Here is a 26,619-nt window from a genome sequence, read left to right as displayed (position 1 = left end):
TGCGCAACGCATCCCGCCTCTGCCCTCCGGCTGCCATCGATGCTGCCCTCGGCGAGATCGCCGAGGAGTTCAACGCGATTGTCGAGAGACGAGCCTCTCCAGCAGGTCGCGTGCCCGCGCGGTTCCGCGTGCGGCAGGACCATCGGCGGCGTGAAGCGTCTCCAGGCGAAGGAGGGCAGAATCCATGATTTCACGGGCCTGCTCCTTGGTCAGGATGCCGCACCGCGCCAAGCCGGACCAGATTTCCACGGCGAGAAACAAGCTGGCGGTCGCTCGCCCTTCGAGTTCGATCAGTTCGGCTTGCTCGTCGTCCATAGCTTTGCTCCGCGGTGTGTCTTGCAACTCCCACGGTAGCAAGGGCGCGGGTGGCTGTCATGGCCGCCCGCATCCATTCCAGCGAGCGGAGGATCACCTGATGCGCGACCTCGCCCTGACCCTCTCTCTGACCCACGCGCTTCTGCTGCTCGCCATGGCGTCGGCGGCAATCGGTGCCTGGGAGGCCTTCATTCTGGCCGTCCCGTCGATCATCGGCGCGGCCTTCCTGACCTACGTCGCCGTCTGCGACGCCGTCGAAACCTGACCCCTGAACGCACGAAAGCCGGCCGCAGATCCCCACCCGCGCCGGCTTCCGTAATCGCAATGAGGAACCGAGATGCTCAATTCCCACAGCCATTCTTACCCCAGAGAGGCCAGCGTCGTCCAGTTCACGAAGGGCGAACGCCCCTTCTCCAATTGGCAGAACGGCGACGGTCGCGCCACCCCTTCCGCGCAGGGCAGCGGCCTCGCGGATTACGAGCGCGCGTATCTGGTCGGCCTGCTGGCGTCCTTCGCGATCAACTCGCTCGGCGACCTGATCATCATCCGTGACGGCGTCGTCACCATCCGCGCCGATATACCGCTCCACGCGCTGTCCCTGGAGGATGCCTGCACCTTGCAGGGGCTGGCCGCCGGTGGCCGCTTGCCGGAACCGCCGGCCGAGAGGCCGGAAGAAGGGCCGCTCGTCGTTCACCGCATCGACCACACGTTCCTCGGCGCCGTTCGCCTGACCGGCCGCCAGAAGCAGGTTCTCGTCATGCTTGCGCAGGGCAAGTCCAACCCGCAGATCGGCAGGGCCCTGAGAATCGGTGAGGGGACGGTTAAGGCCCACACCGCCGAAATCTTCAAGATGCTGGGCGTGAGGAACCGCACGCACGCGGCCATCGTCGCCGGCAACTGGGCCTGGAGGCCTAAGCCATGCGCCATCCCTCATCCCTTTCCGCCGGACATCAGGGCACACAGCGGGCGGCTGCTGAATTCGCTCGCCTCGATGCCGGCGGCGACCGCCCGGCAATGCGCGGCGATGTCGGGTCGCCCTGTGTCATCCCATTCCGCGGCCTCCCTTCGCATCCAGGCGGCACGCTCAAGACCGCCGACCGGACACCGCTGGTCTGGCTCGCGCCTCTGCTGGGTTGGGCCCGTCGCGGCGAGCGCCGGCACGCCTGGGTCTGCATCGCCGGGGCGGCGGTGCTGTTCGGCATCGTGGTGGGGGCATAGCGTCATGGACCACATCTTGCCCGCATCGCGTGTGGCTGCCACCGAAAGCGCCCTTCATAGGCTGAAGCATCTGCATGGTGCTGGAGCCCGGTTCGGCGAATGGCTGCTGCGGACCTATGCCTTCGAGGGCGAGCAACCCCTCGATCTGAAGTCGGCCGAAACCCGCATCATGGCCGATTGGGGGGTATCCGACATCACCGCCTGGCGGTGGCGTCGCGGCAACCTTCCGCCGATGCGCACCCTCGAAGAGATGCACGCCCGCTGGGGCATGCCCTTCGTCGCCTTCCTCTTCGACGCCGCCGCGACCGCCGAGCAGCGCGACACCCTCTGGCGCCTGCGCGAGTTGGAGGGGCGGACCGCCGGCGAGCCGGCCATCCGCGAGCGCGAGCGGGAAGGTCTGCGCGACGCGCTGCGCCGGCTGGGTGTCGACCGGCCGTCTTCCTCGGCCGGCGCGCTCCTCGCCGATCTGGTGCACGCCGAACTGCGAAAGACATTCGGCGGCCGGGTTCGGCTGCTGGCGGGGAGGGCATGAGCATGAATTGCGCTTCGTCCGCGACCCTGGTGTTCGATCCGATGTTGGTCGCCCTCGCCGATGTGGCCGACCGGCCGGGCATGCCCCCGGCTTCGGTGGGAAAGCTGCATCCTGCCGCTGCCGCGCCGCGTCCGGTCAGGAGGAAGGCGCGGATCGTTGCGCCGGCACCGAAGGTCGCCCCCGCACCGGTGGAGATCATTGTCGCTCCGTCGGCCAAGCCGCGCGCCGCCATCATCGTCGGCCAGCAGCAGAAGCGCCTGGCCGCCGAGAAGGGCGGTGATGGTCGGCCGATCCGGCCCTACGCCATCCGCCCCGGCTTCATCGCCGCCCCGGCGAAGGCCTGCCAGTGGATCGAGGGCGCGCCGTCGCCGGACGACAGCTGCAAGTGCCTCGCGCCGTCGGCGCCGGGCGTCTCGTACTGCCCTGCCCATGCCCAGCGCGCCTACCGTGTCCTGCCGCGGGGTGTGGCTGCCGCTTTCCCTCTGATTTCCCCCAGCCCGTAAGGAGCCAAGACGTGGCCCGCAAAGCGAAAGACAACCCGACCAATCTGACCGAGACAGATATTGCCGATTCTCTGCGGCTCGCTTCCTCCCAGCTCGTCGAAGCGCAGGATGCTCTGGAAGCTGCCCGCGAGCCGGTGCGCGGCGCCAAGGCGGTTGTGAAGGCGGCCGGCATCGACTTCGACATCTTCAAGCTCTGCCACGGCATCCGTCACCTCGACGATGACGATGCCCGGCAGAAGCGGATCCGGAAGCTGCAGGTCGCCATTGCCGCGCTGTTGAGCGACAAGGTGCAGCTTGACCTGTTCGGCTTTATGACCGCCCAGGTGAAGCCGGCGGTGAGGGAGGCTCTGCAACAGGCCAGCGACACCTTGCAGCGCGAGGCGCCGGAGGAGGCGAAGGAGCACCAGGATCAGGAAATCCCCTTCGACGTCGAGCCGCCGTCGGTGCCGGAGCCGGAGGCGGTCGAGGAGGACATCCCCGCCCTGATGTCGGCCGAGGAGATGCCGGAGAACGCCGGCTTCATCGCCAACAACGGGCTCTCCGCCGGTCGACTGGGCCATGGCCCGGAGATGAACCCACACCCGGAGAACAGCGTCGAGGCGCGGCTGTGGGAGCAGGGCAGGGCGCGCGGTGCCGAGATGGGACCGGAAGCCGACCAGCAGGATGTGCAGGACAGCGACGAGCAGCCCGCCGGCGCCGACGTCACCGATCTCGCGACCGCCAAGCGCGGAAAGGTCACGGATGCCGACAAACTGGCTGCCTATTTCGCCGGCTTCGACGCCGCCAGCCAGGACAAGTTCGGCGAGGACTGCCCGCATGGTCGTGGCACTCTCAAGACGCAGTGGGTGCTGGGGCTGAAGGATGCGCAAGGCGGCAAGCCCGCTCGCTTCGTGCGCCCGGCAGCTGCGCAGGTCGAGCAGCAGGATGACGCCGTGTCGGAGGACGCGCCAGCCGACGGCGACGATCAGCACCACGACGACGAGCCGGCCGGCCGCGTTGAGGTCTGGGAGATCGATGGAAAATACACCCTCTACGATCTGGAGACGAACAGCCCGCTGATGGACGTCTCCGGCCCGAAGACTGGAGAGACCTGGGCGAACCAGATCAATACCTTCTTCGCCGACCGACTGGAGACGGTCACCCGCGACGAGCTGATCGACGCCGCGAAGACCCTGGCCCGTGGCCGGCTGCTGACGGCTCCGACGACGGCGCTGTCCTATGATGTCCGCTCGGCGGTGTGATCGCCATGGCCGGCCCGCAACCCACATGGCAGCGCGGCGACCTCCTGGCCCGGTTCGTCATTCCTGGCGAACCGGCAGCCAAGGGGAACAGCCGTGAGATCGTCAAGATCGGCGGCGCGGCGCGTCTGCGGAAGGGCGACAAGGCCCTGGCGTTCGAAGCGCTCGCCGGCCAGCACGTCACAAAACGGGCGGAACCCTACGAGGGCGACGTGGCGGTTTATGTCCGCGTCTTCTACGCCAGCCGCCGTCCCGATCTGGACGCCAGCCTTGTCTATGATGCCCTCCAGACCCGCCGAGTGAAGGTCGGTTCCGGCTTCATCCTGGAGCCCCGCCTGATCGCCAACGACCGGCAGGTGCGGCTGAAGATCGAGGAGGGGTTCGTCGACAAGGACCGACCCCGTGTCGAGGTCGCTGTCTACAAGGCCACCCAGAAGCTGGTCGGGGGACCGGCATGAAACACGCTCCCCTCCAACTCCGCCCCTACCAGCGCAAGAACGCTGACGAAATCCTGGCATGCCTGGAGCGCGGCGTCCGCGGCGTGCTCTACGTCCTGCCCACCGCCGGCGGCAAGACCGTCGTGGTGGTCGGCGGCGTCATCCGCACCGTGGTGGATCACGGCTGGCCCACCGTCTTCCTGGTCCACCGCCGCGAACTGCTCCAGCAGTCCCTGCGCCAGCTGGCCGCCGTCGGCATCGACGCCGCCATCGTCGATCCGGACCATGATCCCGACCCGACCGCCCTGGTCCATGTCTGCTCGATCGACACCCTAAAGGCGCGCAAGGGCCGGCTGGCGGCTTGGCTGCGCACCATCCGCCTGGTCGTGGTCGACGAGGCGCACCACACCGTCGCGCCCGGCTGGCAGGCGCTGCTGGAGGCGATGCCGAATGCCCAACGACTCGGCGTTACCGCCACCCCGTTCCGTGGCGATGGCAAGCCGCTCGGCGACCTGTTCGAAACTGTGGTGCGGGGCCCGTCTGTGGCCGAGTTGACCGCCGCCGGTTTCCTCTGCCCGGCTGAGGTCTGGGCGCCGTATAGCCCGGACCTGTCGGGCGTGAAGATCAGTCGCGGCGATTTCGTCGCCGCTGACCTTGACCGCGCCATGAACAACGACAAGGTCACGCGGCTGGCGATGAACGCCTATGCGGCGCGGATGCCAACTGAGCCCGCCATCATCTTCTGCACCTCGGTCGCCCATGCCCAGCGGGTCGCGGAGATGTTCACCGCCGGTCAATGGAAGGCCCGCTCCGTCGACGGCAACATGGATGTTGCCGAGCGCGACCGCGCAATTGCCGATCTCGCTGCGGGCGAAATCCAGGTGCTGACCAGCTGCATGATTATCTCGGAGGGGACCGATATCCCGGTCGTCGCCGGCGCCATCTTCCTGCGCCCGACCAAGTCGGCCCAGCTCTACATGCAGCAAGCCGGCCGGGTGCTGCGCATCAACCCCAGCAAGAAGCGCGCCTGCATCATCGACCTCGCCGACAACGTTAAGCTCCACGGCATGCCAGAGGCTGACCGGACGTGGTCGCTGAAGTCCGGCCTTATCCAGTCGAGCGCTTCGACCGTGCGCTGCCCGAAATGCCATCGGCGCGTTTTCCCCACCCAAAGATGCCCGACTCCGAGATGCGGCTACGTGTTCGTGGACCGTCAGCCTGTGGTCGTACGGCGGATCGAGCTTCTGTCTGACCGCGATATGCACTCGTTCTCAGTCCCAGAACTGGAAGCCATGGCGGAGACCGACAAGGATCTCCAGCGCATCGGACGGGTGAAAGGCTGCCAACCCGCTTGGTTTTTTCATGCCAGGAAGCGCGTTGCCGCTCGCCAAGCCAAGCAATACGGATTGCGGAGGTACGCATGAGCCAGAACCGCAGCCACGCCGTCATGGCGCAGCGCGCCGAACCGCACGACAGCCTGGATTTCTTCCCGACGCCCCCCTGGGCCACGCGCGCCTTGTGTTGGCATGTCCTGCGGGAGCTGTTCGGCCCCACCGAGGACATGACCGTTTGGGAGCCTGCCTGCGGGATTGGCTCCATGGTCATGCCGCTCAAGGAGCGCTTCCGCCGGGTTTACTCCTCCGACGTCCACGACTATTCGCATCTCTGGCCCGGCCAGGAGCGCGTGGACGATTTCCTCATGTATGGGTCAGAGAGCCCCTGCATAGAGAAGCAGGGCGTCGACCTGATCGTCACCAATCCGCCGTTCCGGCTGGGTGTGCAGTTTGCTCGTCGTGCCTTGGAGGCCCCGTTCGTTCACCGCGGCGTCGCCCTCCTGGTGCGCACCGCCTTCCTTGAGAGCGTCGAGCGTCACCGTCTCTTCACCGAACATCCACCCGCCGTCGTCGCGCAGTTCGTCGAGCGCGTGCCGATGGTCAAGGGACGCCTGAGCCGCACTGCAAGCACTGCCACCAGCTATGCCTGGATCGTGTGGGCACGAGGGAACACCGACACCCGCCTGCGCTGGATCCCGCCCTGCCGGAAGGCCCTGGAGCGCGCCAGCGACTGGCCGGCCGATGAGGTGGCTGCATGACCACCAACACCGCCCTCGGCCTGCAGGAAGCCGCCCGCGTGGCCCGTTCCCGGGCCTGCCTAATCCGCTCCGGCACCAAGGGTGGCAGCGCCGTCGCCATCGGCCTGGACGACTTGGCCGACGAGCTGGAGCGCATGGCCGAGCGAGCCAGGACCCGCGCCTCTCACTTTGACCTCATCACAAGCCCGGCAGCCGCGCCGGCCCAGGCGGCGGAGTAGCACCCATGTCCACCGAGCACCTCCCCGATCCGCTGGTGCCTGCCGAGGTCGACATCTCGAAGCTCGACGGCTTTATGCTCGACACCCGCCGCGTCCTATCGTCCGAACTGCTGGCGCTGTCCAGCGGCGACGAGTTCAAGGCGGCCGTCATCCTCTGGTGCCGGGCTTGGCAGCAGCGCCCGGCGGCCAGCCTGCCGAACAACCCGGCCATCCTGGCGAGCTTCGCGGGGGTCACAGTCCAGCGCTGGAACAAGATCAAGGACATGGCCCTTCGGGGCTTCATCCTTTGCAACGACGGCCGGCTCTATCACCGGGTCTTGGCCGAGGATGCGATGCGGGCCTGGGACTCGCTCCTGAAACGTCACGACCGCACGAAGAAGGCCACGGAGGCCCGCAAAAAGGGACGTGACGATGATCGTAACGATGGTCGTCAAACCCCCGCTCAGGATGCACGTAACGATGAACGTCACGTTCAACGTAACGACGACCGTAACGACCAACGTAACGAGGTCCCAACAGTTGCGCGCGACAGGACAGGACAGGACAGGACGGGACAGGAGTTAAGATCTAAAACCGAAGAATCCTCGGCTGGCGGCAGGCCCCCCGCGGGCGCGCACGAAGCCGGCCGGCCGGCCGATGGTCTGGACGATGGGATTTCAGCCATCCGCCAGGGCCTCGCCGATGGCTTCGAGCGCTGGTTCGACCTGCCGGACCGCCCCATCAGCCCAGCCGACGGCGAGCTGATCGCCGACTGGATCGCCGCCGGGGCCGAGCGGGGCCTGTCGCCCACCGATACCGCCGCCGCGGTGGTCGATGAGGTCCGCCGCCAGTTCCGCCAGCTGGCCGGCAAGGACGCCGGGGCGCCCCGCAGCCTGCGCGCCGTGCTGGACCGGGATGTCCGCACCGCCATCGCCCATGCCCGGCCGGCGCGGAGCGGCATGTCGCTGCTGCCGGTGCCGGAACCCTACGCCGGGCACTTCGATGCGGTCGAGTGGCACGCCTGGCTGTTCGTCTGCCGGATCACGACGGCCGACGGCATCGCCACCGTCGAGGCGCCGACCACCATGCACCGGGACCGCATCGCCCAGCATCTGGCCCCCCGCCTGATGGCGGCGCTGGGGGTTCGGGGTGTCGAGGTCACCATCGCCACAGGACGGGGGAGGAGCGCAGCATGACCGCCGGAACGCTGACTGTGACCGAGGACACCGCCGCCATGGCCCGGACGATCCGCCAGTTGCAGGCCCGGAATATCGTGCTGGAGGCGGAGGTCGAGCGGCTGAAATCCCAGCTGGCCGCCAAAGAGCCGAAGCGTCCAATCCGCACCGGCCTCACCCCGAAACAGGGGCTGCTGCTGGATTTCATCGCCCGGTACCAGCGTGAGCACCGCGGCGTGTCGCCCAGCTTCGATGAGATGGCCAAGGCCGTCGGCCTCGCCAGCAAGTCGGGTGTGCATCGGTTGATCGAATGTCTGGTGGAACGCGGCGCCCTGGAGCGCCTGCCGAGCCAGGCCCGGGCATTGCGCGTCATCGCCAGCACCGGGAGCGCCGAATGAGCGCCATCGCCGCACAGCCCCGCCGCCGCGTCCCCGAAGGTCTGCGCGCCTCGCTGCCCATGCTGGTTCTGGTGCGCCGGATGACCGATGCGCAGATCGCCGGCGAATGGGGGCTGGAGGCTTGGCAGGTCGCAGGCCTGCGCCGTGCTATCGGACTGGTCAACCACCGCGGCTGGCCTTGCGCCGATGCCGAGCTGCGCCGCCTAGTGCTGACCGAGCGGCTGACCGATGCGGAGATCGGAGCGCGGTTTGAGGTCCGGCCGCGGACGGTCGAGGTGCGGCGTCTGCGGATCGGGCTTCGCCGCCCGAACGATCCCCGGCCAGAGGCCCGGCGCGATGTGATTGTGCTGGACGACGTTCGGCGCAGGATGACGATGGAGAGGACGCCCATCGAGCGTGCGGTGCAGGCGCTGGGGCGTCGCCTCGCCATCGGCCAGCACGGGTGCTATGCGCTCGATGGGCGGATGGTGTCAGTGGTGGAAGTTATAAGAGAGGGAATATTCATTTTAATGAAAATTTAAAAATCTCTCTCTCGGCGGAGCTGTTTACATCTAAAAGCGCCCATTCCATAAAACAAAAATGTGGTCCTTCAAGTTCTCCAATGTTTATTTCTCCTGTAGACAGATTGAATAGAAAGTGTCCGTATTGATTTGAGTGGCCAAGCCCAATGTAACTTTGTTCTCCGCAAACTATAAAATTTCCTTTAGCAGAATATGATTTCTCATAAGAAATCGATTCAATTTTTGGAATTGCGGCGAATTCTCTACCTAAGAAGAGGCATGGGTCATTGAAATCACCACCTTTTAAATCAAACATGGAAAAAGCGTTTCCATCATTGGATAAATATATCGCACGCTCTTCAATTTTCCCAGATATTTGGAAGCTGGAGCGGATAAAGTACTGAAGCATATTCGTAGATTTAACGATAAAAATCCCACCAAGCGGAACGTCGATAGGCATTTTTGCTATTCCTGGCACGTATGCTTTCATAATCTGCTCCCACGTGGCGATATTTCTACACCTTCGACGTATTGCGTCCTCGGCGTCAAGGTCTTCCGCTTTGGCGGAGAATCAAATAGGGGTACTGCGAACTCTTGAGGAACATCCGTCGATCCTCCGATCTTGGGAGGTATGGCGACACGTACGGAACGGACCGAAGAAAAAAGGGCGGCCTTCCTCAAGGCGCTCGAAGAGAACGGCGGCAACATCACCGCCGCATGCAAGTCCACACGCTATGCCCGGCAGACTGCCTACGAGGCGCGCGAGCGTGATCCCGCCTTCGCCAAGGCCTGGGACGAAGCGGTGGAGCGGGGCATCGACGCCCTGGAAGACGAGGCGCTCCGCCGCGCCCACAACGGCACGCTGAAGCCGGTCTTCTACCAGGGCGCCAAGTGCGGCACCGTCCGCGAGTATTCCGACACGCTGCTGATCTTCATGCTGAAGGCCAAGCGACCGCTGAAGTTCCGCGACAACGTCGCCATCGAGCATTCCGGCAAGATCGACCACGCCTCGCTGACCGACGACGAGCTGAACGCCAGGATCGCAGAGCGCCTGGCGACGCTGGGCGGCACCAGCGGGGGAGGGCAGGGCGAATGATGGCCCTCACCCCCGACCAGATCGCCGCCATGCCGCGGGAGGAGCGCGAGGCGCTGCTCGCCATGCTGGAGGAGCGCGACCATCGCCTCTCCCGCATCGGCTTCGCCGCCCTGTTCCCCGACGAAGGCCCGCGCGCCCGGCACCTCTACCCCAAGCACATGGAGTTCTTCCGCGCCGGCGCCACGCACCGCGAGCGCTGCTTCATGGCCGCCAACCGCGTGGGCAAGACGGTGTCCGGCGGCTTCGAGATCACCTGTCACCTGACCGGCGATTATCCGTACTGGTGGGAGGGCAAGCGCTTCCATCACCCCGTGCGCGCCTGGGCGGCCGGCAAGACGAACGAGACCACCCGCGACATCGTGCAGGCGAAGCTGCTGGGCGACATCGCCCGCGGTGCGGAGAAGAACGTCACCGGAACCGGGATCATCCCCGGAGTTCGGCTCGGCCGGCCGACGTGGAAGCAGGGCGTGCAGGATCTCGTGGACACCATCCCGATCAAGCACAAGTCCGCCGGCTGGTCGGTGCTGGGGTTCAAGTCCTTCCAGCAGGGCCGTGGGTCCTTCGAAGGCACCGAACAGCACGTCATCTGGCTCGACGAGGAGCCGCCGGAGGACGTCTACGGCGAGTGCCTGATCCGCACCGCCACCACGCGCGGCATCGTCATGCTGACCTTCACCCCGCTCGAAGGCTTGAGCGAGGTCGTCATGCAGTTCCTGCCGCAGGAGATGCGGCTTTCCGCCAACTGACCCACCATCAGGAGCGCGCCACCATGGCGAACGAAGACGCGGCCGATCAGCCGCAGCAGGGCACCACCGAACAGACCGCCCCGGCCGACCTCATCCAGTTGGGCACGACCGGCGACGTGATCTCGGCCCCGGTGCTGGAGACGCTGACCGGTTCGGCCGGATCCGATGTGATCGAGACCAAGCCCGCAGGCCTGCTGACCGACGACGGGCTTTCCCGCGCCATCGCCGCCACGCCGGCGGAGCGCGTGACGGAGGAGTACATCCGCTCCCGCATCGTCGGGACCGATTACATGACCGTACCCGGCACCACGGTCACCATCTGCCACATCACCTTGGACAACGGCTATTCGGTCCGCGGCGAGTCCGCCTGCGTCAACCCGGCCAACTTCCGCCAGGACATCGGCGAGCGCATCGCCCACGACGACGCCTTCCGCAAGCTGTGGCCGCTGTTCGGCTTCCTGCTGGCGGAGGCCAACCACCGCCGCGGCCAGGGTGTGCCGGCGGTGCCGGTCGACCTGATCGCCCGGACGGCCTATGAGGCGGGAGCGGCGGTGGGCGGCACCGATCGGTTGTGGGGCGACCTGTCATCCGACGAGAAGGCGGACAGCATCGCGCTTGTCAGCGAGCTGCTCGCCAACCCGAACCAGGAAGACGGCGAGACCGTGTCGGCGCAGATGCAGACCTTCCGCGCCGTGGTGCGCGGGCTGACGGCCTGACCGGAGGCGTGTCCATGGAGCCCTTGCCCGCCATCACGGTGACCGAGCGCCGGCTCGCATTCCTGGGCGCGCCGATCCCGTTCCGCGCCGTCCTTCTGGCCAGCACCGCCCCGTTGTGGGTGGTTCGCGTGCGTGTGGAGGGCTGAGGCGATGGCCATCAATGCCACCTCCTCCCCGTGCCTGCGCTGCGGCATCGGGCCCGGCCGGGCGCACATCGACGGTTGCCCGCTCGACACGCTGCTGGAGGCGGTGACGCCGCGGGCCGGCGGACCGCTTCCATCCCGTCCCACCGGCGCGCCGCAGGGCGACGATCCAGCGCCGGCCGCATCGACCATGCCGAGGTGATCCCATGGCCGCCACCGACAAAATTGGCATCTACCAGCTCGACGAGGCGGACACGCTGACGGGCGACGAGAGCATCCCGATAGACACAGGATCTGACACCAAGCGGGCGACCGTCGCGAAGATCAGGGAGGGGTTGCTGCCGGAAGACGGAGACGCGTCGCGGACGGTGGTGACGCCCGCCGGCAGCTCGGTGCCCCGCTCGCTGGCCGATGCCCTCGCTGGCCTCTACGACAACGCCGGCCTGTCCGTGTCGCGGCCGATGCGGGTATCGGCGCGGCTGACGGCCGACTATGCACCGGTCTTCGACCTATCGTCGGCAACGCTGGCGTCCTTGCATTGCTACGAGCTTGGCGCCGTCAATGTGCCGTCGGGCAAGCAGTACGACGTGATTAGAATCACCGGCACCAACACCGGCAATGGCAAGGTGTTCGGCTACCACTTCGATCTGAACGGATCGAATGCCGATACGGAGCCTGTGCGCGGCGTGATCGGCCGGGTGACGGTTTCGGGCTCCGGGCCAGGCAAGGCCATTCGCGTTGGGGCGAGCGGATCGGGCACGTCAACCGCCGCTCTCGCCGGCATCAGCGCTGACGTGACTCCGGTGGCAACGACGACGCGCGCCACCGTGGTGGAGGCGGGAAACTTTGCTCCGTCGGGCATCAATGACAATGCCGAAGCCATCCGCATATTCAGTTATTTTGGGGCGCGCTGGGCGAACGGCATTGTCTTTGACCAGGATTGCGAATACGCGGACGCTGTTATCCAAGCTGGCATGGGGGCCGGCAGCGGTGCGGGCGCCAAGTTCCTCAAGCTCAAGAACAGCGCCGGGACCACCGTGCTGTTCGACGTGGACAAGCTTGGCTCGGTGTACTCATCAGTCGATCTGCACGCCGGAACTGACCGGACAAACAGCACCAAAGTCACCCAATCCACGGTCGAGCGGACAGCGAGCGGCGGCACCCTGACGGTCAAATCAGGAACGTCAGCTACCCTATATCTCTATGGTGGCGACCAGACGATGATCGGAGCTGGCGGCTCCAATCTGGTCAGCGTGTCCGGCACCGGCATGGCCCTACTGCCGGCCCAGTACAACATCTCCTTCCCCAGTGGGGCGACTACGTACACCGTCCAGGCCGTCGCCGGTGGCAACTACTTCCGCGTCCTGGCTGGCGGCACCGGCGACGTGGTCCGCTTCTACGCCAGCGGGCAGGTGACTGAGCCGCAGGGCGATCTGCGCCTCCTCGCCGGCAAGCAGATCGCCGTGTCTGGGGGCGGCCCGACCATCGTCGACACGAATGGGCTGCTTGGCCTGCGCAGCTACACGGTTGCCACACTGCCAAGCGCCAGCCCCGCCGGCCGCCTTCTGCTTGTCGCAGATGGCTCATCCAACCGCCGCCTTGCCGTTTCCGATGGCGCCGCTTGGCGCTTTCCGGACGGTGCCATCGTTTCTTGAGGAGATCCTCCATGCAGGTTGAAAAGAAGCCCTACGAGCTGCTGTTTCGGTGGAACCAAGACGGGGCGCTTCAGGGGGCGCACATCGCCTATCGGTATGTCATCCGAGAGGATGATGGCTCGGTCATCGGCGACCGCGAAGAAGCGCCCAAGGAAATTTCCAGTGAGACCGCGGCCGGCTTTCCGCTGGCGGACGTACTGGACCAAGGGCAGATCGACGCCCTGGTCGCCAAGGCTGCCGCCGATCAGGAGCGGGAGGTAGCCGCCACGGCCCGCGATGCTGCGCTGCAAGCCCAGCAGGTGGCCGAGCAGGGGTTGGTGGGCATGCTGTCCGATCTCGCCGCCTCGCGGGAGCGCATTGCCGCCTTGCAGGCGGAGCGCGACGCCGCCCTGGCCCGCGTGGCGCAGTTGGAAGCGCAGGTCGCTGCGCCTCGTCCGGCATTCGAATGACCTGAGATTTATCGATGCCCGAGATCACCTCGTCACGCTATCTGGTCCAGGCAGGCTGGGATGACGTGCCGCATCTCGATGCGGACACGAAGCGCGAACTGCTGGCCTCGACGCAGCCATACCTCCGCGACGCCCGGTCGAAGGGCATCCCCTCGCTTGGTGCCGGCGCCATCTATCCGGTCGAGGAATCGGCCATCACCGTTGAGCCCTTCCAGATCCCCGCCTATTGGCGCCGCGCCTACGGCCTCGATGTCGGCTGGAACCGGACGGCGGCCATCTGGGGTGCGCTCGATCCCAACACCGATACCGCCTATCTCTACGCCGAGCATTACCGCGGGCAGGCCGAGCCGTCGGTTCACGCCACCGCCATCCGTGCCCGGGGCGAATGGATACCGGGCGTCATCGATCCTGCCTCGCGCGGCCGGTCGCAGCGGGACGGCCAGCAGCTCGTCCAGAACTACACCGACCTCGGGTTGAAGCTGAGTCTCGCCGACAACGCCATCGATGCCGGCATCGACGACGTCTGGATGCGGCTCGCCACCGGCCGGCTGAAGGTGTTCCGCACCTGCCTCAACTGGCTGGCGGAGTACCGGCTCTACCGCCGCGACGAGAAGGGCAAGATCGTCAAGGCAAACGATCACCTGATGGACGGCTCCCGCTACCTGATCCGCTCTGGCCTCGCCATCGCCATCGTCGCCCCCACCCATGCCCGCGGCGCCATCGCCTCGCCCATCGTCGGAGACAGTCATGCAGGGTACTGAGGAGCCGCTCGCCATGGAGATGGCCGAGCAGCAGGCGCAGGCCGATGCGGTCGCGGCCGAGATGCGTCTCCAGGATCGCGTGCGGCAGATCGCCAACGACCTCGACCGGCTCGCCAAGGATGCGGTGTCCAAGCGGGTGACGGTGGAGGATCGCTGGTACGAGGATTTGCGCCAGTATCACGGCCGGTACGACGAGAAAACCGAGGGCAAGCTCAAGAGCGCTGATCGGTCGCGTCTGTTCGTCAACCAGACCAAGCCGAAGACCAACGCCTGGAAGGCGCGCCTTTCCGACCTTCTGTTCCCGACCGACGACCGGAATTGGGGCATCCAGCCGACGCCGGTACCGGAGCTGTCGACCGCTGCCAAGACGCCGCAGGACCATCCCGACGATGCGCAGCGCCAGGCCGGCGATCAGGCCCGCGCCAAGCTGGAGGATGCGAAGCTGCGGGCCGAGGCCATGCAGGCGGAGATCGAGGACCAGCTGACCGAGAGCCGCTACGGCATCCACTGCCGTGAGGCCATCGACGATGCCTGTGTGCTCGGCACCGGGATCCTGAAGGGGCCGGTGGTCGACAGCCGCACGCGGCGGAGCTGGGGCAAGGTGCCGTTGCAGCAGCCGGACGGCAGCACCGCCATGGTGGATGCTATGGTGGAGGTGCGCGATCCCCGTCCGAAATACACCCGTGTCGATCCATGGCGCTTCTACCCGGACCCTAACGGCAATCAGGTGGAGGAGTGCGAACATTTCTTCGAGCTGCACCTCCTCAGCAAGACCGAGATGCGCCGGCTCGCCAAGAAGCCGGGTTTCTCCGCCGACGCCATCCGCCGGCTGCTGAAGGAGGACTCCCGCGAGACGCCGCCCCCCTGGATGGCGCAGGTCCGCTCCATCACCGATGGCGACAAGGGGGCTGTGGAGGGGAAGTTCACCGTCTGGGAATACAACGGGCCGCTGACCGCCGAACAGCTGTGCTGCCTCTATGGCGCAAAGGGCGACCATGATGCGGCGGCCGAATATGGCGAGATCGACCCGCTCGACGAGGTGCAGGCCGTCGTCTGGTTCTGCCAGAACGAGGTGATCAAGTTCGGCATCCATGTGCTGGACAGCCAGGACCCGATCTATTCCGCCTTTGCCTTCGCGCGGGATAAGGGCAGCTTCTGGGGCCGGGGCGTGCCGTCGCTGATGCGCGACACCCAATCGGCCCTCAATGCCGCCTGGCGCATGATGATGGACAACGGCGGCCTGTCGACCGGGCCGCAGATCGTCATCGACAAGACGCGGGTGGAGCCGGCGGACAGCAGCTGGGATCTGAAGCCCCGCAAAATCTGGTTCGCCAAGACGGACGCCATCAGCGCCAACGGCATGCGCGCTGTCTTCGAGACCTATCCCATCGACAGCCGGCAGCCGGAGCTGCTGAACATCATCAAGCTTGCGCAGGAGTTCATCGACGACGAGGTGTCCCTGCCGCTGATCGCCCAGGGCGAGGCCGGCGCGCACCAGACGCAGACGGCCAACGGCATGGCCATGCTGCAGAACGCCAGCAACGTCATCTTCCGCGATGCCGTGAAGGACTGGGACGACGAGGTGACCGTTCCCAACATCCGCCGCCTCTACGACTGGAACATGCAGTTCAACCCGAAGGAGGCCATCAAGGGCGACTTCGAGGTCGACGCCCGCGGCACCTCCGTGCTGCTGGTGCGCGAGGCGCAGGCGCAGAACCTCATGACGATGTGCATGCAGTTCACCGGGCACCCGGTGCTCGGGCCGTTGGTGAAGGCCGCCCCGCTGCTGCGCAAGACCGTCCAGGCGCACATGATCTCCGCCGACGAGATCGTCATGACCGACGATGAGATCGCCCAGGCGCAGCAGGCCCAGCAACAGGCGCAGCAGCAGAACCAGGGGCAGGACGATCCGCGCGCGGCCATCGAGATGAAGAAGATCGAGGCGGCGATGCAGAAGGCCCAGCTGGACGCCGAGACAAAGATCCAGGTTGCCCAGATCAACCGGGAAACCGAACTCGCCAAGCTGGCCGCTGCGCAGAACCTGACCGTCGAGCAGATGCGGTCGAAGCTCGAGATGCAGGCTGCCGACCAGCAGCACAAGGAGCGCATCTTCGCCGCCGAGGTGGGCTTCAAGGACCGGCAGGCCGCGAAGGAGCAGACGGCCATGGTGCCGGCCCATCCCGCCGGGCAGCCCGCACCGCATCCGGCGACCATGCCGGCCGGTACCCGGTTCGCGCCATGACCGCCCCCTTCAGCGCCATAGACCGCCATTCCGCCACATGGGCGGCCATCACCGCATGGGCGGAGCGGGACCGCGCCGCCATTCGCGCCGAAATCGACAACCCAGCCACGCCACACGACCGCACCCAGGTGCTGCGCGGCCGGCTGATCGCCATCACCGACCTTCTCGCCCTCGCTGAGGAGCGCCCCGCCATTGCTGTTTCCCAGGAGACCTACGGGCTATGACGACCGCAACGACCCCGCCGGCCAATGGGCAGGCCGCCACCGAGACCAGCACCGCCACGGGTGCGGACGATACCAGCTTCGAGCAGGCCTTCGCGGAGTTCGCCAGCAGCGCGGACACCGCGGCGGATGCTGGCGAGGCTGCCCGACCCGAGCCGTCCGGCACGACCGACGCCGCTTCGACCGGCGTAGGGCAGCCGTCCGCCAGCAGCACCGCCACCGGCACCGCCACGACCGGCGGCACCGAAAGGGGTGATAGCACCCAAGCGACGCAACCCCAAGGGGGTGGACAGGGCGGAAGCGACGACATATGGTCTACCGCAAGTGAGCCGCAGCGGGCCGCCTATCAGGCCGCCCAGCAAAGGCTGCAGTCGCTGGAACACGACAGCCGCTCCAACCGGGGCCGCGTCGGAGCCCTCCAGCGCGAAGTCGACACCCTCAAGAAGCAGTTGGCCGCCTCCACCAAGGCCGCCGGTTCGACGGGCCAGGACCCTGATTCCACCGATGCCGACATCCGCCGGCTTCAGGAGGAATACCCCGAGGTCGCACGCCCAGTCCTGAAAGAGCTTTCGTCGTTGCGGACGCAGCTCTCCCAAGCACTGACGCGCCTCGACCAGCGGGATTCCACGGAAGCCCAAGCGCAACGCGACCAGGCCCTCGACCGCGAGGAACAGGCCCTGACGCAGTTGCACCCGGACTGGATGCAGGTGACCGGCAACCCCGCGTTCACGAAGTGGCTGGAAACCCAGCCCCGTTACGTGGTGGAAGCCATCCAGCGCAACGGAGAGGCCATTCAGGATGCGGCCGAAGCCGGTGACATCATCACCCGCTTCAAGGCGCACCAGGGAGTGGGGGCGGCAACGGCGGCACCGTCCGCATCCGGCGCCACGGCGACGGGTGCCCCCGCGAACCTCGCGGCCCGCCGGCAACGCCAGCTGGAGTCAGGGGCTGCGGTCACCAGCCGAGGCGCAGGCCCGGCCGGCGGACCGCCCGACGACTTCGACACTGCGTTCGACTATTACGCCAAGCGGGGCCGCTAAACTGAGGGCAGTGCCCCATGGCCACCGGTCAGACCACCTACGGCGATATCAACCAGCGCACCGCCGCCTGGGCCGCCAGTGAGATGCTTCGTCACGCCGAGCCCGTGCTCGTGCTCCAGAAGTTCGGCGCGACGAAGCCGATGCCGAAGAACAAGGCCGACACGGTCAAGTTCCGCCGTCCCATCCCGTTCACCGCCGCCACCACGCCGCTGGTCGAAGGCGTCACCCCGTCGGCTCAGAAGATGAGCTACGAGGATGTGACGGCGACCCTCAAGCAGTACGGCAAGCCCATCGAGATCACCGACGTGGTCGACGATCTGGCCGAGGATCCTGTGCTGAAGGATGCCTCCATGTTCGCGGGCGAGCAGGCGGCCCTGACCACCGAGATGGTGACCTATGGCGTCATCAAGGCCGGCACCAGCGTCTTCTATGCCAACGGCGCCAGCCGTTCGTCGGTCAACACCCCGATCAGCCTTTCCAAGCAGCGCGCCGTCACCCGCTTCCTGAAGGCGCAGAAGGCAGGGAAGCTGACCAACATCCTCGATGGGTCGCCGAACTACGGCACCAAGCCCATCGAGGCCAGTTACATTGCCGTCGCCCACACCGATCTGGAATCGGACATCCGCGGCATGCCCGGCTTTACCCCGGTGGCCGAATACGGCAGCCGCAAACCGGTGTGCCCGGAGGAGATCGGCTCCGTCGAGGATGTGCGCTATGTCCTGTCGCCCGAGCTGAATCCCTTCGTCGATGCCGGCGCGGCCTACAACGGCTCCGGCACGGCCATGGTCAGCACCAGCGGCACCAGCGCCGATGTCTATCCCATCCTGTACTTCGGCAAGGAAGCCTTCGGCACCGTCCCGCTGAAGGGGGCCGGCGCCATCACGCCGATGGTGCTGAACCCCGGCAAGCCGGACAAGTCCGACCCGCTGGGGCAGCGCGGTTATGTGTCGTGGAAGACCTACTTCACGGCCGTGATCCTGAACCAGAACTGGATGTCGAGGCTCGAGGTGGCGGTTACCGCCCTTTAAGCGACCGGCTCCACGCGGGCCGGCGCTCCCGGTCCGCCCCCTCTCCCTGACGAAGGACAGCCGCCATGGCCTCCAACTTCCGCTCCGGCACCGTCAACGGCACGGGCGCCGCCATCAACGTCAGCCTGGGCTGGCAGCCCGACTACGTGAAGCTGATCAACATCGCCGATGCCGGTAACCTCGACCCGATGATGGAGTGGACGAGCGACATGCCGGCCGCCGCGGGCATGAAGTACCTGCGCATCGCCGACAACGCCACCACGGCGAACAAGAGCCACGCCTACGTCACCACCAACGGCGTCAGCGTCTATGCCGGCTCCGCCTCCGCTGGTGAGGGCTTCACCATCGGTGCCGACGCCGACGTCAACGCGTCGGGCGAGAAGATCGTCTGGATCGCGATGCGCAATCAGCGCGGCTGACAGCGCGGGCCGCTCCGGCGGCCCGGCCCCATGAACAGGACTTTCGCCCATGCCCAGCAACCGCACCGCCGCCCTCCAGCTGATCGGCAAGATCCGCGAAGGCCGCGCGCTCGACACCCTGCTCCGGCAGGTCCACAGCGCGCCGGCCGTCGCCTCGCTGACCGACAGCACGGGAGGCTCCGCCAACAACACCCTCCAGGCGGTCGGCGCCACCAACGGCAGCGACCAGAGCGCCGCGATCAACAACAACTTCGCCGACCTCTCCGCGAAGGTGAACGAGCTGATCACCGCATTCAAGACCGCTGGCCTGCTGCCCTGACCTTCCAGCCCGATCCGAGGAGCTCTGCGATGTCCCAGGACGTCACCATCAAGATCGCCGATGCCACCGTCGACCAGCTGCGCTGGTTCGCCACCGCCGTGCTGGGTGTCGACCTCGGCCCGAATCCAAACATCCGGATCGAGACCCTGCGCTCGAAGATTTCGGCAGCCGGTTACCAGCGCGACGACATCACGGTTCCGGATACCATCGGCACCCCGGCCGCCGCCGCAGCTCCGGCCGGCGAAACCCCTGCCCATGCCGTCGATCCCGGCAGCTACCAGCGCGGACCGCGGGCCAAGATCGTCATCGCCCGCGACGAGAAGCCCGGAGGCGACCGCCCGGTGTTCGTCGCTGTCAACGGCAAGTCGATGCTGATCCCCCGTGCCGAGCCCTGCGACGTCGGCCTGCCCTATGTCGAGGCCCTGCTGCATGCGACGCAGACCCTCTACGACATGGACGAGGAGGGGAACATCACCTCGCGTGAGGTCCCGCTCTACCCGATGCAGATCCTGTCCATGCCGGCGGCGGCCTGATCGAGGCGCCCGGCGATGTCCACCTTCCTCGAACTCTGCCAAGCCGTGGCCCGCGACAGCGGCACCGTTTCCGGTGCGCAACCGGTCAGCGTCAGCGGTCAATCCGGCCGGCTGGCGAAGATCATCCAATTCACCGCCGAGGCCTGGACCGACATCCAGAACAGCCGCAGCGCGTGGCTGTGGATGCGTCAGGAGTTCCAGGCGGTCACCATCGCCGGCACCGCCGAATACACCTCCGCCGCCTGGAACATCACGGACCTCGCGGCCTGGATCGTCAGCGATGGCTCTGTCACCCTCTACGACCAGGCCATCGGTCCCGCCGATGAGCGTGAGATCGCGCCGATCAGCTGGGGCCGCTATCGCGTGATCTATGGGCGCGGCGCACAGGTCCAGCAGCGCCCGGTTGCCTGCTCCGTCAAGCCGTCCAATGGCGCCCTCCTTCTCGGGCCGGTACCGGACGGCGTCTATGTGGTGCGCGGAGAATATCGCGCGGCACCCCAGGTGCTGACCGCCAACACCGATACGCCGGCCATGCCAGTGCGTTTCCACGATGCCATCAAATGGCGGGCGCTCCAGCTGCTGGCCGAGCACGATGAGGCGCCCACGGCCATGGCAACCGCCACGGCCAACCTGCGCCGGGTGGTGGGCGAACTGGAGCGCGACCAGCTGCCGCAGATCGCCATCGGCGGAGGCCCGCTCGCATGAGCCAGCAGACCGGCCATTACCCGACCGTCGGTGGCATGGACCTCGTCACCCCCGCCATCCTGCGCAACCCCGGCGCAGCGCTGGGCGGGGTGAACTATGAGCCGCGCAAGGAGGGCTACACCCGGATTGCCGGGTATGAGCGGGTGGATGGTCGGCCGCTTCCCTCGGTAGCCTCCTACTGGGTGCTGCCCTTCGAGAATGGAATGACCGCGATCACGCAGGGCGACACTGTCACCGGCGGCGCCTCGGGAGCCAGCGGGCAGGCGCTGCGCGACGCCATCCTGCGCCAGCCGCGGGTTCTCACCCTGACCACCCGCGCCGGCAACGCTTTCGCCGCGGCGATGGGCAACCTGACGATCACGGCCGTGCTCGACCAGGGCGGCAGCTATGAAGAGGGCACTGCCCGCGGCTTCGTCGTGCTGACCTCTGTCGACGGGCAATTCACCGACGGCGAGGCGCTCAAGGTCGGCGGGGGCACCCGGGCCACGGCAGCCGATGGAGCGACCGAGCGCGGGGCTTCCAACGACAGCGATGATCGGGCATGGCTGCGCGCCGCTATCGAACTGCAGCGCGCCCAGATCGGCGCCGTTCCCGGCGACGGCCCGATCCGCGGCATATGGGGCTATGCGGGCGCGCTCTACGCCTTCCGTGACAACGCGGGTGGTGCAGCCTGCATCATGCACAAGGCGACGGCCGGCGGGTGGGTGGCGCAGTCGCTGGGCCACCGAGTGAAGTTCACCGCCGGCACTGGCGCAATCATCGAGGGGCAGAGCGTGATGGGCGCCACCTCCGGCGCCAGCGGCGTCGTGACGCGGGTGGTTGTGCGCGAGGGTGACTGGACCGGGGGCAACGCGGCCAAAGGCCAGCTGCTCTTCGCCACCGTCTCCGGCGCCTTCCAGAATGGCGAGAACCTCCAGGTCGGCGGCTCCACCAAGGCTGTGGCCGACGGCGGCTCCGCGGCGATTACCCTATTGCCGGGCGGCCGCTTTGAATTCCAGAACTACAACTTCACCGGTCTTGCCGGCGCCGACCGGATGTATGGTTGCGATGGCGTCAACCCGGCCTTCGAATGGGACGGCAGTGTCTTCGTGCCAATCCTGACCGGCATGGCGACCGACACGCCGCGCCACATCGCTGCCCACTCCAATTACCTGTTCCTCAGCTTCGACGCCTCGCTCCAGTTCAGTGGCTTGGGCGATCCCTACGCCTGGTCGGTTCTTACCGGCGCGGGAGAGTTGTCGATCGGTCAGACCATCGCCGGCATGATCCCGGGCTATGCCGGTACCATGCCGATCTGGGGCCGCAACCGGCTGGCGGTGCTCTACGGCACCGTGTTCAGCGGCTCCCAGGCCGATGGCGACCTGAAGGTGATCACAGAGGAAGCGGGCGCCATCGAATGGTCGGTGCAGGCCATGGCGCAGCCGGTGTGGCTGGATGACCGCGGCGTCCGCAACCTCGCTTCGGTGCAGGAGTTTGGCGACTTCCAGGCCGGCACGCTGTCGCGCCTGATCAAGCCCTACCTCGACGGCAAGCGGAAGGCGGGCGCCACGGTGGTGGCGAGCCTGCGGGTGCGTGACCTCAACCAGTGGCGGCTCTTCTGGTCCGACGGCACTGGGCTGGTGATGGACCTGTCCAGCGACGGTCCGGCCTTCATGCCGCTCGATCTTGGACGCGTGGTGCGCTGCGCCGCCTCGGTAGAGGGGGCCGACGGTGCCGAGCAGCTCTATTTCGGCTCCGACGACGGCTATGTGTTCCGGCTCGATAGCGGGACCAGCTGCGACGGCCAGCCCCTGGCCGGTTATGTGCGCCTCGCCTTCAACCATCTCGGCAGCCCGACCCTCAACAAGCGCTTCCACAAGGCGACGGTCGAGGTGACGGCAGCACCCAACACCACGCTCTATGCCTCCGCCGATTTCGATTACGGCAACCCCGACCTGCCGTCGGCTGCCGAACAGAGCTTCGACGTTGCCGGCCGCGGCGGTTTCTGGTCGGAGGCCACCTGGAACGAATTCTATTGGTCGAGCCCGGTGGAGGGTGTCGCCGAAGCGTACATCGACGGCAGCGGGGTCAGCATCTCGCTCGCCATCGGCACCGAGGCGACCTACGAGGATCCTCACACCATCCATGGCCTGACGCTCCACCATTCCGCGCGAGGGTTGCGGCGATGACGAACGGCTATTTCAACCACGACAACCCGGAATCGAAGCGCACGCTGGCCCGGGCAGAATCGGTCAACGCCACATTTGAGGCGGTCGCCGCCGGCTTCGATCTCTTGCCGGACGACATGACACTGAAGCAAGGCCGGGCGACCTGGGCGACAGCCACGGGCGGGCCGGCCACCTATCTGGTGACGCTGCCCTTCAATCCCCAGAGCTATGCAACTGGTCTGAACTTCCGCTTCAAGGTTCCGGCAACGAGTACCGGGGCTTGCGCCATCAACGTGATGGGGCCGACCGGCCTGCTGGGGGCGAAGGCCCTCAGGCGCTTCAACGGCGACGACACCCTGCCCGACGATCTGGTCGCCGGCGCGGTCGCCGATGTCGCCTACGATGGCGCGAAGTTCGTCCTCGTCGGCCAGCACGGCGCGACCGAAATGAATGCCACGGTCGCCGTCGATGCGGCAACGCGTGCGGAGGCTGCCGCCGACCGGGCCGCCATCTGGGACCCGGCGAATTATCTCTCGTTGGCCGGCGGCGCTTTGTCCGGCTGGTTGCGGAGCTGGGCCGGCGTCGATGCGTCCAACCTCGGCCTGCGGATCGGCGAGGCCACCAGCGGCTTCTATCGTTCGGCTCTTGGCGTGATTGGCTTTGTCGTCAACGGGATCGAGGTGTTCCGTACCGCCGCCAACGGCACGCTGACCTTCCGCAGGCCGGTGGTGCCCAAGGTGGTGACGGTGCCATGGGCATCCACCATTACCCTCGATCTTACCGCCGGCAACAAATTCGCGGTGACGATGGCGGGAGGGACAACCTTCGGCCCGCCCGCCCTGACCGATGACATGGAGGGGATGGAGTTCACCATCCTGCCCATGCAGGACGGCACCGGGAGCCGCTCGGTCGCTTTCGACAGCCTTTTCCGATTCCCAGGCGGTGCGGCGCCCATTCCCAGCGCAACGGCGGGCAAGCGGGACCGCGCCATCTGCGAGGTGGTCAGAACGCTCGCCGGCACGCTCGCCATCGACGCCGTCTATGTGAAGGGGTTCTGACCATGGACTGGCTCCGTCGCCCCTCGGGTCTGCTGGTCCCGCCGGAACCGAGCATCCGGCGGTCGCGCTATTGCGACCTGTTCGGTGGAAGCATGATGGCGGCCAACCAGTTGCCGGCCAATGTCAGTAGTCAAGCGAGGACGATCCAAACCCTCACAATCCCCGCTCCCTGCAACATGACATCAAAGCTGTGGGGTGCCGGCGGCGGGACAGCGACGGGCGGCGGCGGCGGATACGTGAAGGCGACGATCTCGCTGAACCCCGGCGACACCATCGCCTATGCCGCCGGTGGGGCTGGGGTCGGCTCGACCGCCGGGAGCAGCGGTTCCGGCCTCGGGAATGGTGGCGCGGGGTCGGGGGCTGGCGGGGGGGGGCGGGGCAAGATCGGAGCTGTTCATCAATGGCGTTCTGATTCTGGTGGCCGGCGGCGGCGCAGGAGGAACCGGCAACGGTCCGGGCGGTGCTGGCGGCGGATCGTCCGGCCAGGACGGCACGTCTTTCCTCGGCGGCAGCGGGAACGGCGGCACCCAAAGCGGGCCTGGCGCCGGCGGCAGTGCGAATGGCAGCAACGCCCAATCCGGCAGCGGCGGGAATGGTGGCGCAGGAGACGCCAACGGCAGCGGCGGTGGCGGCGGCTATTACGGCGGTGGCGGCGGGGCTTTCGGTTACATGGGAGGCGGCGGGTCTGGCCGCATCGCTGCCGGAACCGATGCCGAAGCCTCCACTGGTGATCGCCAGATCCCTGCCAACCCCGCCGATTCCGACCGCGTGAACAATGCCGGAGAGCCAGAGCATCCCGGCCTCGTCGTCCTGAAATTCACTGCGGCCTGATGGAGGCGACATGAGCAGCCATCACCCCATAGCCATGCCCCGTGTGGAGCGCATTCCCATGCTGCTGAAAGCCGCCCTCGCCGCCGCCCCCGACATCGCCTTATCGGGCGGCTACCTCTCCACGCCCTGGTGGCTCGACGACGTCCACGACATCGGTCAGGTCATCCTGATCGGCATCGGCATCGTCGTCGGTCTCCTGCGCATCGAAGCGATGTGGCGGGCGCGCCGCTCCTCCTCGACCTCCAATCCCGGAGACCAATCATGACCAGCAAGCCGGTATGCCGTGCCGCGGTCGATCTCGTGAAGCACCTCGAGGGCCTGTACCGCGAAGCCTACCTGTGCCCGGCCGGCGTTCCTACCATCGGCTACGGCCACACGGACGGTGTGCGGCTGGGCCAGACCATCACCGTCGAGCAGGCCGATGCCTTCCTGGCCTCCGACATCGCGGAAGCGGCTGGACGGGTCGATGCCCTGGTGAAGGTGCCGCTGAACGATGACGAGCGCGGGGCGCTCGCCTCCTTCGCCTTCAACTTGGGGGCGGGCAGCCTTGCCAGTTCCACCTTGCTGAAGCTCCTGAACTCTGGTGACAGGGAGGGCGCGCGCATCCAGTTCGGCCGCTGGGTCTATGCGACCGTGAACGGAGCGCGGACGCAGTTGCCTGGGCTGGTGGCCCGCCGGGCAGCCGAGGCAGCCCTCTTCAAAGGCCAGACTGCCCAGGCGCAGGCCGTGGTTGCCCCCGAAGGCGACGAGGAAAGCCGCATCAAGGCAATCCAGCGCGTCGTCGGGGTCAAGCCGGACGGTCATTACGGGCCCGTCACCCAAGCCGCCGTGACCCTCTGGCAGGCCGCCAATCATCTCCATGCCGACGGCATCGTCGGCCCCGTCACCGCCCGCGCCATGGGCATCGCCTGAAAGGATCCGTCATGGAACCGATGGACATCTCCACCATCAAGCGCGGCGGCATGCTGGCCGGCAAGAAGCGCTACCTGCTGATCGCGGCGGCGCTGGTTGGCCCGACCGTCGGCTACCTGACTGGCGATCTCGACCTGCAAGGGCTGCTGACGGCCGTCTTCCAGGTCCTGATCGGGATGAACTGAGGAGCATCCCCATGGCCTACAGCGCGGCGAACGGCGGCGGCTCCACGTGGACGCCGGAAGACGACAAGGTCGACAGCGAGGTTTCCCGCATCACGTCGGCCGGCGGCCCGCTCATGCAGCAGGCCAAGACCGACGGGTTGGCGACGGCCCAACGGCGCGGCCTGCTGAACAGCTCCATGGCCGTGGGGGCGGCGCAGTCTTCGGTGCTGGCTGCCGCCCTGCCGATGGCCCAGCAGAACGCCCAGCAGACCGCGGCGAAGAACCTGTCATCGCAGGATTACGGGCAGAACCGCGGGTTGCAGGAGCAGAAGTTCGGATATGACAAGGACCTCTCCGACCAAGCCTTCCGCCAGCAGCAGCAGCTTTCCGAGCAGGAGTATCAGCACCAGCTCGGCACCATCGATTCCCAGGGCAACTGGAACTCCCGCTTGCAGGTCGAGAAGGCGGGGCAGGACGCCTCGCTATCCCATCAGGACTACCAGCAGAAGACGGTGCTGGCCGATCAGGATTACCGGCAGAAGGTCGGGCTTCTCCAGATCGACAATGCGTCTAAGGAGAAGATCGCCGGTTGGAACGTCTCCCAGTACGAGAAGGAGCGGGCCATGTCGGCGGTCACGTCGATGGAGCAGCTCTACGCCAGCCAGTTCAGCGCGCTCGCCAACAACACCGATCTGCCGGCGGAGACCCGCAACGCCTACCTCCAGCACATCGCCTCCCTGCGCGACAGCAGCCTGAATCTGGTCGAGCAGATGTACGGCATCAACCTGAACTGGGCGTCTCCGGCCGCCCCCACGACGGCGGGGTAAGC

At 66.9% G+C, this 26,619-nt stretch carries 35 protein-coding genes and 1 pseudogene; 34 read left to right on the top strand and 2 right to left on the bottom strand.

Annotation, left to right across the window (positions count from 1 at the left end; all coding sequences use genetic code 11):
* Positions 1-69 precede the first annotated feature (69 nt).
* Entirely contained in the window at positions 70-315 is a 246-nt protein-coding gene (locus tag CRT60_RS21955) for a hypothetical protein (RefSeq protein ID WP_098738626.1), read from the bottom strand.
* A 100-nt stretch (positions 316-415) separates the two neighbouring features.
* Here CRT60_RS21955 and CRT60_RS36270 point away from each other — a divergent pair, with 100 nt between their 5' ends.
* The 11 genes and pseudogenes from CRT60_RS36270 (at position 416) to CRT60_RS21905 (ending at position 8,626) form a co-directional block, all read left to right on the top strand.
* Positions 416-580 carry a hypothetical protein gene (locus CRT60_RS36270; protein ID WP_161958104.1) on the top strand — a complete coding sequence of 55 codons (165 nt, stop codon included), beginning with the start codon at positions 416-418 and terminating at the stop codon, positions 578-580.
* 72 nt (positions 581-652) lie between these two features.
* Positions 653-2,065: a helix-turn-helix transcriptional regulator gene (locus tag CRT60_RS21950; RefSeq protein ID WP_098738625.1), complete on the top strand. Its 1,413-nt coding sequence runs from the start codon at positions 653-655 to the stop codon at positions 2,063-2,065.
* Positions 2,062-2,568, top strand: a complete 507-nt coding sequence (locus CRT60_RS21945; protein ID WP_143273351.1) for a hypothetical protein — start codon at positions 2,062-2,064, stop codon at positions 2,566-2,568. The genes CRT60_RS21950 and CRT60_RS21945 overlap by 4 nt, the downstream gene beginning before the upstream one ends.
* Before the next feature lie 11 nt (positions 2,569-2,579).
* Positions 2,580-3,809, top strand: a complete 1,230-nt coding sequence (locus CRT60_RS21940; protein ID WP_098738623.1) for a hypothetical protein — start codon at positions 2,580-2,582, stop codon at positions 3,807-3,809.
* A 5-nt stretch (positions 3,810-3,814) separates the two neighbouring features.
* Positions 3,815-4,264, top strand: coding sequence for a RusA family crossover junction endodeoxyribonuclease (locus tag CRT60_RS21935; protein ID WP_143273350.1), 450 nt, complete (start codon positions 3,815-3,817; stop codon positions 4,262-4,264).
* Positions 4,261-5,667, top strand: coding sequence for a DEAD/DEAH box helicase (locus tag CRT60_RS21930; RefSeq protein ID WP_098738621.1), 1,407 nt, complete (start codon positions 4,261-4,263; stop codon positions 5,665-5,667). The genes CRT60_RS21935 and CRT60_RS21930 overlap by 4 nt, the downstream gene beginning before the upstream one ends.
* A complete protein-coding gene (locus CRT60_RS21925) occupies positions 5,664-6,335 on the top strand; it encodes a DNA methyltransferase family protein (RefSeq protein ID WP_098738620.1) in 672 nt (223 codons plus the stop codon). The genes CRT60_RS21930 and CRT60_RS21925 overlap by 4 nt, the downstream gene beginning before the upstream one ends.
* Positions 6,332-6,553: a hypothetical protein gene (locus CRT60_RS21920; protein WP_098738619.1), complete on the top strand. Its 222-nt coding sequence runs from the start codon at positions 6,332-6,334 to the stop codon at positions 6,551-6,553. Before CRT60_RS21925 ends, CRT60_RS21920 begins: the two co-directional genes overlap by 4 nt.
* A gap of 5 nt (positions 6,554-6,558) precedes the next feature.
* The gene (locus CRT60_RS21915) at positions 6,559-7,728 is read left to right on the top strand and encodes a DUF1376 domain-containing protein (RefSeq protein ID WP_098738618.1); all 1,170 of its coding nucleotides are present in this window, start codon (positions 6,559-6,561) and stop codon (positions 7,726-7,728) included.
* 140 nt (positions 7,729-7,868) lie between these two features.
* Positions 7,869-8,081: pseudogene (locus tag CRT60_RS37190) on the top strand (LexA family protein); the annotation flags it as partial.
* A gap of 20 nt (positions 8,082-8,101) precedes the next feature.
* The gene (locus CRT60_RS21905; RefSeq protein WP_098738617.1) at positions 8,102-8,626 is read left to right on the top strand and encodes a hypothetical protein; all 525 of its coding nucleotides are present in this window, start codon (positions 8,102-8,104) and stop codon (positions 8,624-8,626) included.
* On the opposite strand, the gene CRT60_RS35795 is transcribed toward CRT60_RS21905, so the two are convergent.
* The gene (locus CRT60_RS35795) at positions 8,607-9,065 is read right to left on the bottom strand and encodes a hypothetical protein (RefSeq protein ID WP_161958103.1); all 459 of its coding nucleotides are present in this window, start codon (positions 9,063-9,065) and stop codon (positions 8,607-8,609) included. The two genes, CRT60_RS21905 and CRT60_RS35795, sit on opposite strands and share 20 nt — an antisense overlap.
* A 171-nt stretch (positions 9,066-9,236) precedes the next feature.
* On the opposite strand from CRT60_RS35795, the gene CRT60_RS21900 reads away from it, so the two are divergent.
* From CRT60_RS21900 to CRT60_RS21800, 23 genes are all read left to right on the top strand, one after another.
* Entirely contained in the window at positions 9,237-9,701 is a 465-nt protein-coding gene (locus CRT60_RS21900) for a terminase (protein WP_098738616.1), read from the top strand.
* On the top strand, positions 9,698-10,447 hold the full coding sequence (locus CRT60_RS21895; RefSeq protein ID WP_204562057.1) for a terminase large subunit domain-containing protein: 750 nt from the start codon (positions 9,698-9,700) through the stop codon (positions 10,445-10,447). Before CRT60_RS21900 ends, CRT60_RS21895 begins: the two co-directional genes overlap by 4 nt.
* Positions 10,448-10,470: 23 nt before the next feature.
* Positions 10,471-11,163, top strand: coding sequence for a Gp49 family protein (locus tag CRT60_RS21890; RefSeq protein WP_244592691.1), 693 nt, complete (start codon positions 10,471-10,473; stop codon positions 11,161-11,163).
* Between the two features lie 14 nt (positions 11,164-11,177).
* Complete coding sequence (locus CRT60_RS37570; protein WP_280177234.1) at positions 11,178-11,309, top strand: hypothetical protein; 132 nt, start codon at positions 11,178-11,180, stop codon at positions 11,307-11,309.
* A 4-nt stretch (positions 11,310-11,313) separates the two neighbouring features.
* Complete coding sequence (locus CRT60_RS21885; protein ID WP_098738615.1) at positions 11,314-11,508, top strand: hypothetical protein; 195 nt, start codon at positions 11,314-11,316, stop codon at positions 11,506-11,508.
* A 4-nt stretch (positions 11,509-11,512) separates the two neighbouring features.
* Positions 11,513-12,961, top strand: coding sequence for a hypothetical protein (locus tag CRT60_RS21880; RefSeq protein ID WP_098738614.1), 1,449 nt, complete (start codon positions 11,513-11,515; stop codon positions 12,959-12,961).
* Positions 12,962-12,972: 11 nt separating this feature from the next.
* Complete coding sequence (locus CRT60_RS21875; RefSeq protein ID WP_098738613.1) at positions 12,973-13,410, top strand: hypothetical protein; 438 nt, start codon at positions 12,973-12,975, stop codon at positions 13,408-13,410.
* A gap of 14 nt (positions 13,411-13,424) precedes the next feature.
* Positions 13,425-14,171 (top strand): phage terminase large subunit family protein, encoded by a 747-nt coding sequence (locus tag CRT60_RS21870; RefSeq protein ID WP_098738612.1) that lies wholly within the window; start codon positions 13,425-13,427, stop codon positions 14,169-14,171.
* On the top strand, positions 14,158-16,413 hold the full coding sequence (locus CRT60_RS21865; protein WP_143273346.1) for a hypothetical protein: 2,256 nt from the start codon (positions 14,158-14,160) through the stop codon (positions 16,411-16,413). The genes CRT60_RS21870 and CRT60_RS21865 overlap by 14 nt, the downstream gene beginning before the upstream one ends.
* A complete protein-coding gene (locus tag CRT60_RS21860; protein WP_098738610.1) occupies positions 16,410-16,637 on the top strand; it encodes a hypothetical protein in 228 nt (75 codons plus the stop codon). The genes CRT60_RS21865 and CRT60_RS21860 overlap by 4 nt, the downstream gene beginning before the upstream one ends.
* The gene (locus CRT60_RS21855) at positions 16,634-17,674 is read left to right on the top strand and encodes a hypothetical protein (protein ID WP_098738609.1); all 1,041 of its coding nucleotides are present in this window, start codon (positions 16,634-16,636) and stop codon (positions 17,672-17,674) included. The genes CRT60_RS21860 and CRT60_RS21855 overlap by 4 nt, the downstream gene beginning before the upstream one ends.
* A gap of 17 nt (positions 17,675-17,691) precedes the next feature.
* The gene (locus CRT60_RS21850) at positions 17,692-18,702 is read left to right on the top strand and encodes a N4-gp56 family major capsid protein (protein WP_098738608.1); all 1,011 of its coding nucleotides are present in this window, start codon (positions 17,692-17,694) and stop codon (positions 18,700-18,702) included.
* A gap of 65 nt (positions 18,703-18,767) precedes the next feature.
* On the top strand, positions 18,768-19,121 hold the full coding sequence (locus CRT60_RS21845; RefSeq protein WP_098738607.1) for a hypothetical protein: 354 nt from the start codon (positions 18,768-18,770) through the stop codon (positions 19,119-19,121).
* Between the two features lie 49 nt (positions 19,122-19,170).
* Complete coding sequence (locus CRT60_RS36505; protein WP_098738606.1) at positions 19,171-19,440, top strand: hypothetical protein; 270 nt, start codon at positions 19,171-19,173, stop codon at positions 19,438-19,440.
* A 29-nt stretch (positions 19,441-19,469) separates the two neighbouring features.
* A complete protein-coding gene (locus CRT60_RS21835; protein ID WP_098738605.1) occupies positions 19,470-19,973 on the top strand; it encodes a hypothetical protein in 504 nt (167 codons plus the stop codon).
* 15 nt (positions 19,974-19,988) lie between these two features.
* Complete coding sequence (locus CRT60_RS21830) at positions 19,989-20,678, top strand: phage adaptor protein (protein WP_098738604.1); 690 nt, start codon at positions 19,989-19,991, stop codon at positions 20,676-20,678.
* On the top strand, positions 20,675-22,846 hold the full coding sequence (locus CRT60_RS21825) for a hypothetical protein (RefSeq protein WP_098738603.1): 2,172 nt from the start codon (positions 20,675-20,677) through the stop codon (positions 22,844-22,846). The genes CRT60_RS21830 and CRT60_RS21825 overlap by 4 nt, the downstream gene beginning before the upstream one ends.
* Entirely contained in the window at positions 22,843-23,883 is a 1,041-nt protein-coding gene (locus CRT60_RS21820; RefSeq protein WP_098738602.1) for a hypothetical protein, read from the top strand. Before CRT60_RS21825 ends, CRT60_RS21820 begins: the two co-directional genes overlap by 4 nt.
* Positions 23,884-24,222: 339 nt before the next feature.
* Positions 24,223-24,714 carry a hypothetical protein gene (locus CRT60_RS36265; RefSeq protein WP_098738601.1) on the top strand — a complete coding sequence of 164 codons (492 nt, stop codon included), beginning with the start codon at positions 24,223-24,225 and terminating at the stop codon, positions 24,712-24,714.
* A 10-nt stretch (positions 24,715-24,724) separates the two neighbouring features.
* Entirely contained in the window at positions 24,725-24,979 is a 255-nt protein-coding gene (locus CRT60_RS21810) for a hypothetical protein (RefSeq protein ID WP_143273344.1), read from the top strand.
* On the top strand, positions 24,976-25,626 hold the full coding sequence (locus tag CRT60_RS21805; RefSeq protein ID WP_098738599.1) for a glycoside hydrolase family protein: 651 nt from the start codon (positions 24,976-24,978) through the stop codon (positions 25,624-25,626). The genes CRT60_RS21810 and CRT60_RS21805 overlap by 4 nt, the downstream gene beginning before the upstream one ends.
* Positions 25,627-25,637: 11 nt before the next feature.
* The gene (locus tag CRT60_RS36260; RefSeq protein WP_161958102.1) at positions 25,638-25,811 is read left to right on the top strand and encodes a hypothetical protein; all 174 of its coding nucleotides are present in this window, start codon (positions 25,638-25,640) and stop codon (positions 25,809-25,811) included.
* Between the two features lie 11 nt (positions 25,812-25,822).
* Entirely contained in the window at positions 25,823-26,617 is a 795-nt protein-coding gene (locus tag CRT60_RS21800; RefSeq protein WP_098738598.1) for a hypothetical protein, read from the top strand.
* The last annotated feature ends 2 nt before the right edge of the window (positions 26,618-26,619 follow it).

This window comes from Azospirillum palustre (assembly GCF_002573965.1).
In the GTDB taxonomy this organism is placed as follows: Bacteria; Pseudomonadota; Alphaproteobacteria; order Azospirillales; family Azospirillaceae; genus Azospirillum; species Azospirillum palustre.
Note: the sequence above shows the minus strand (reverse complement) of the source record. Positions and strands in the feature narration are given on the sequence as shown.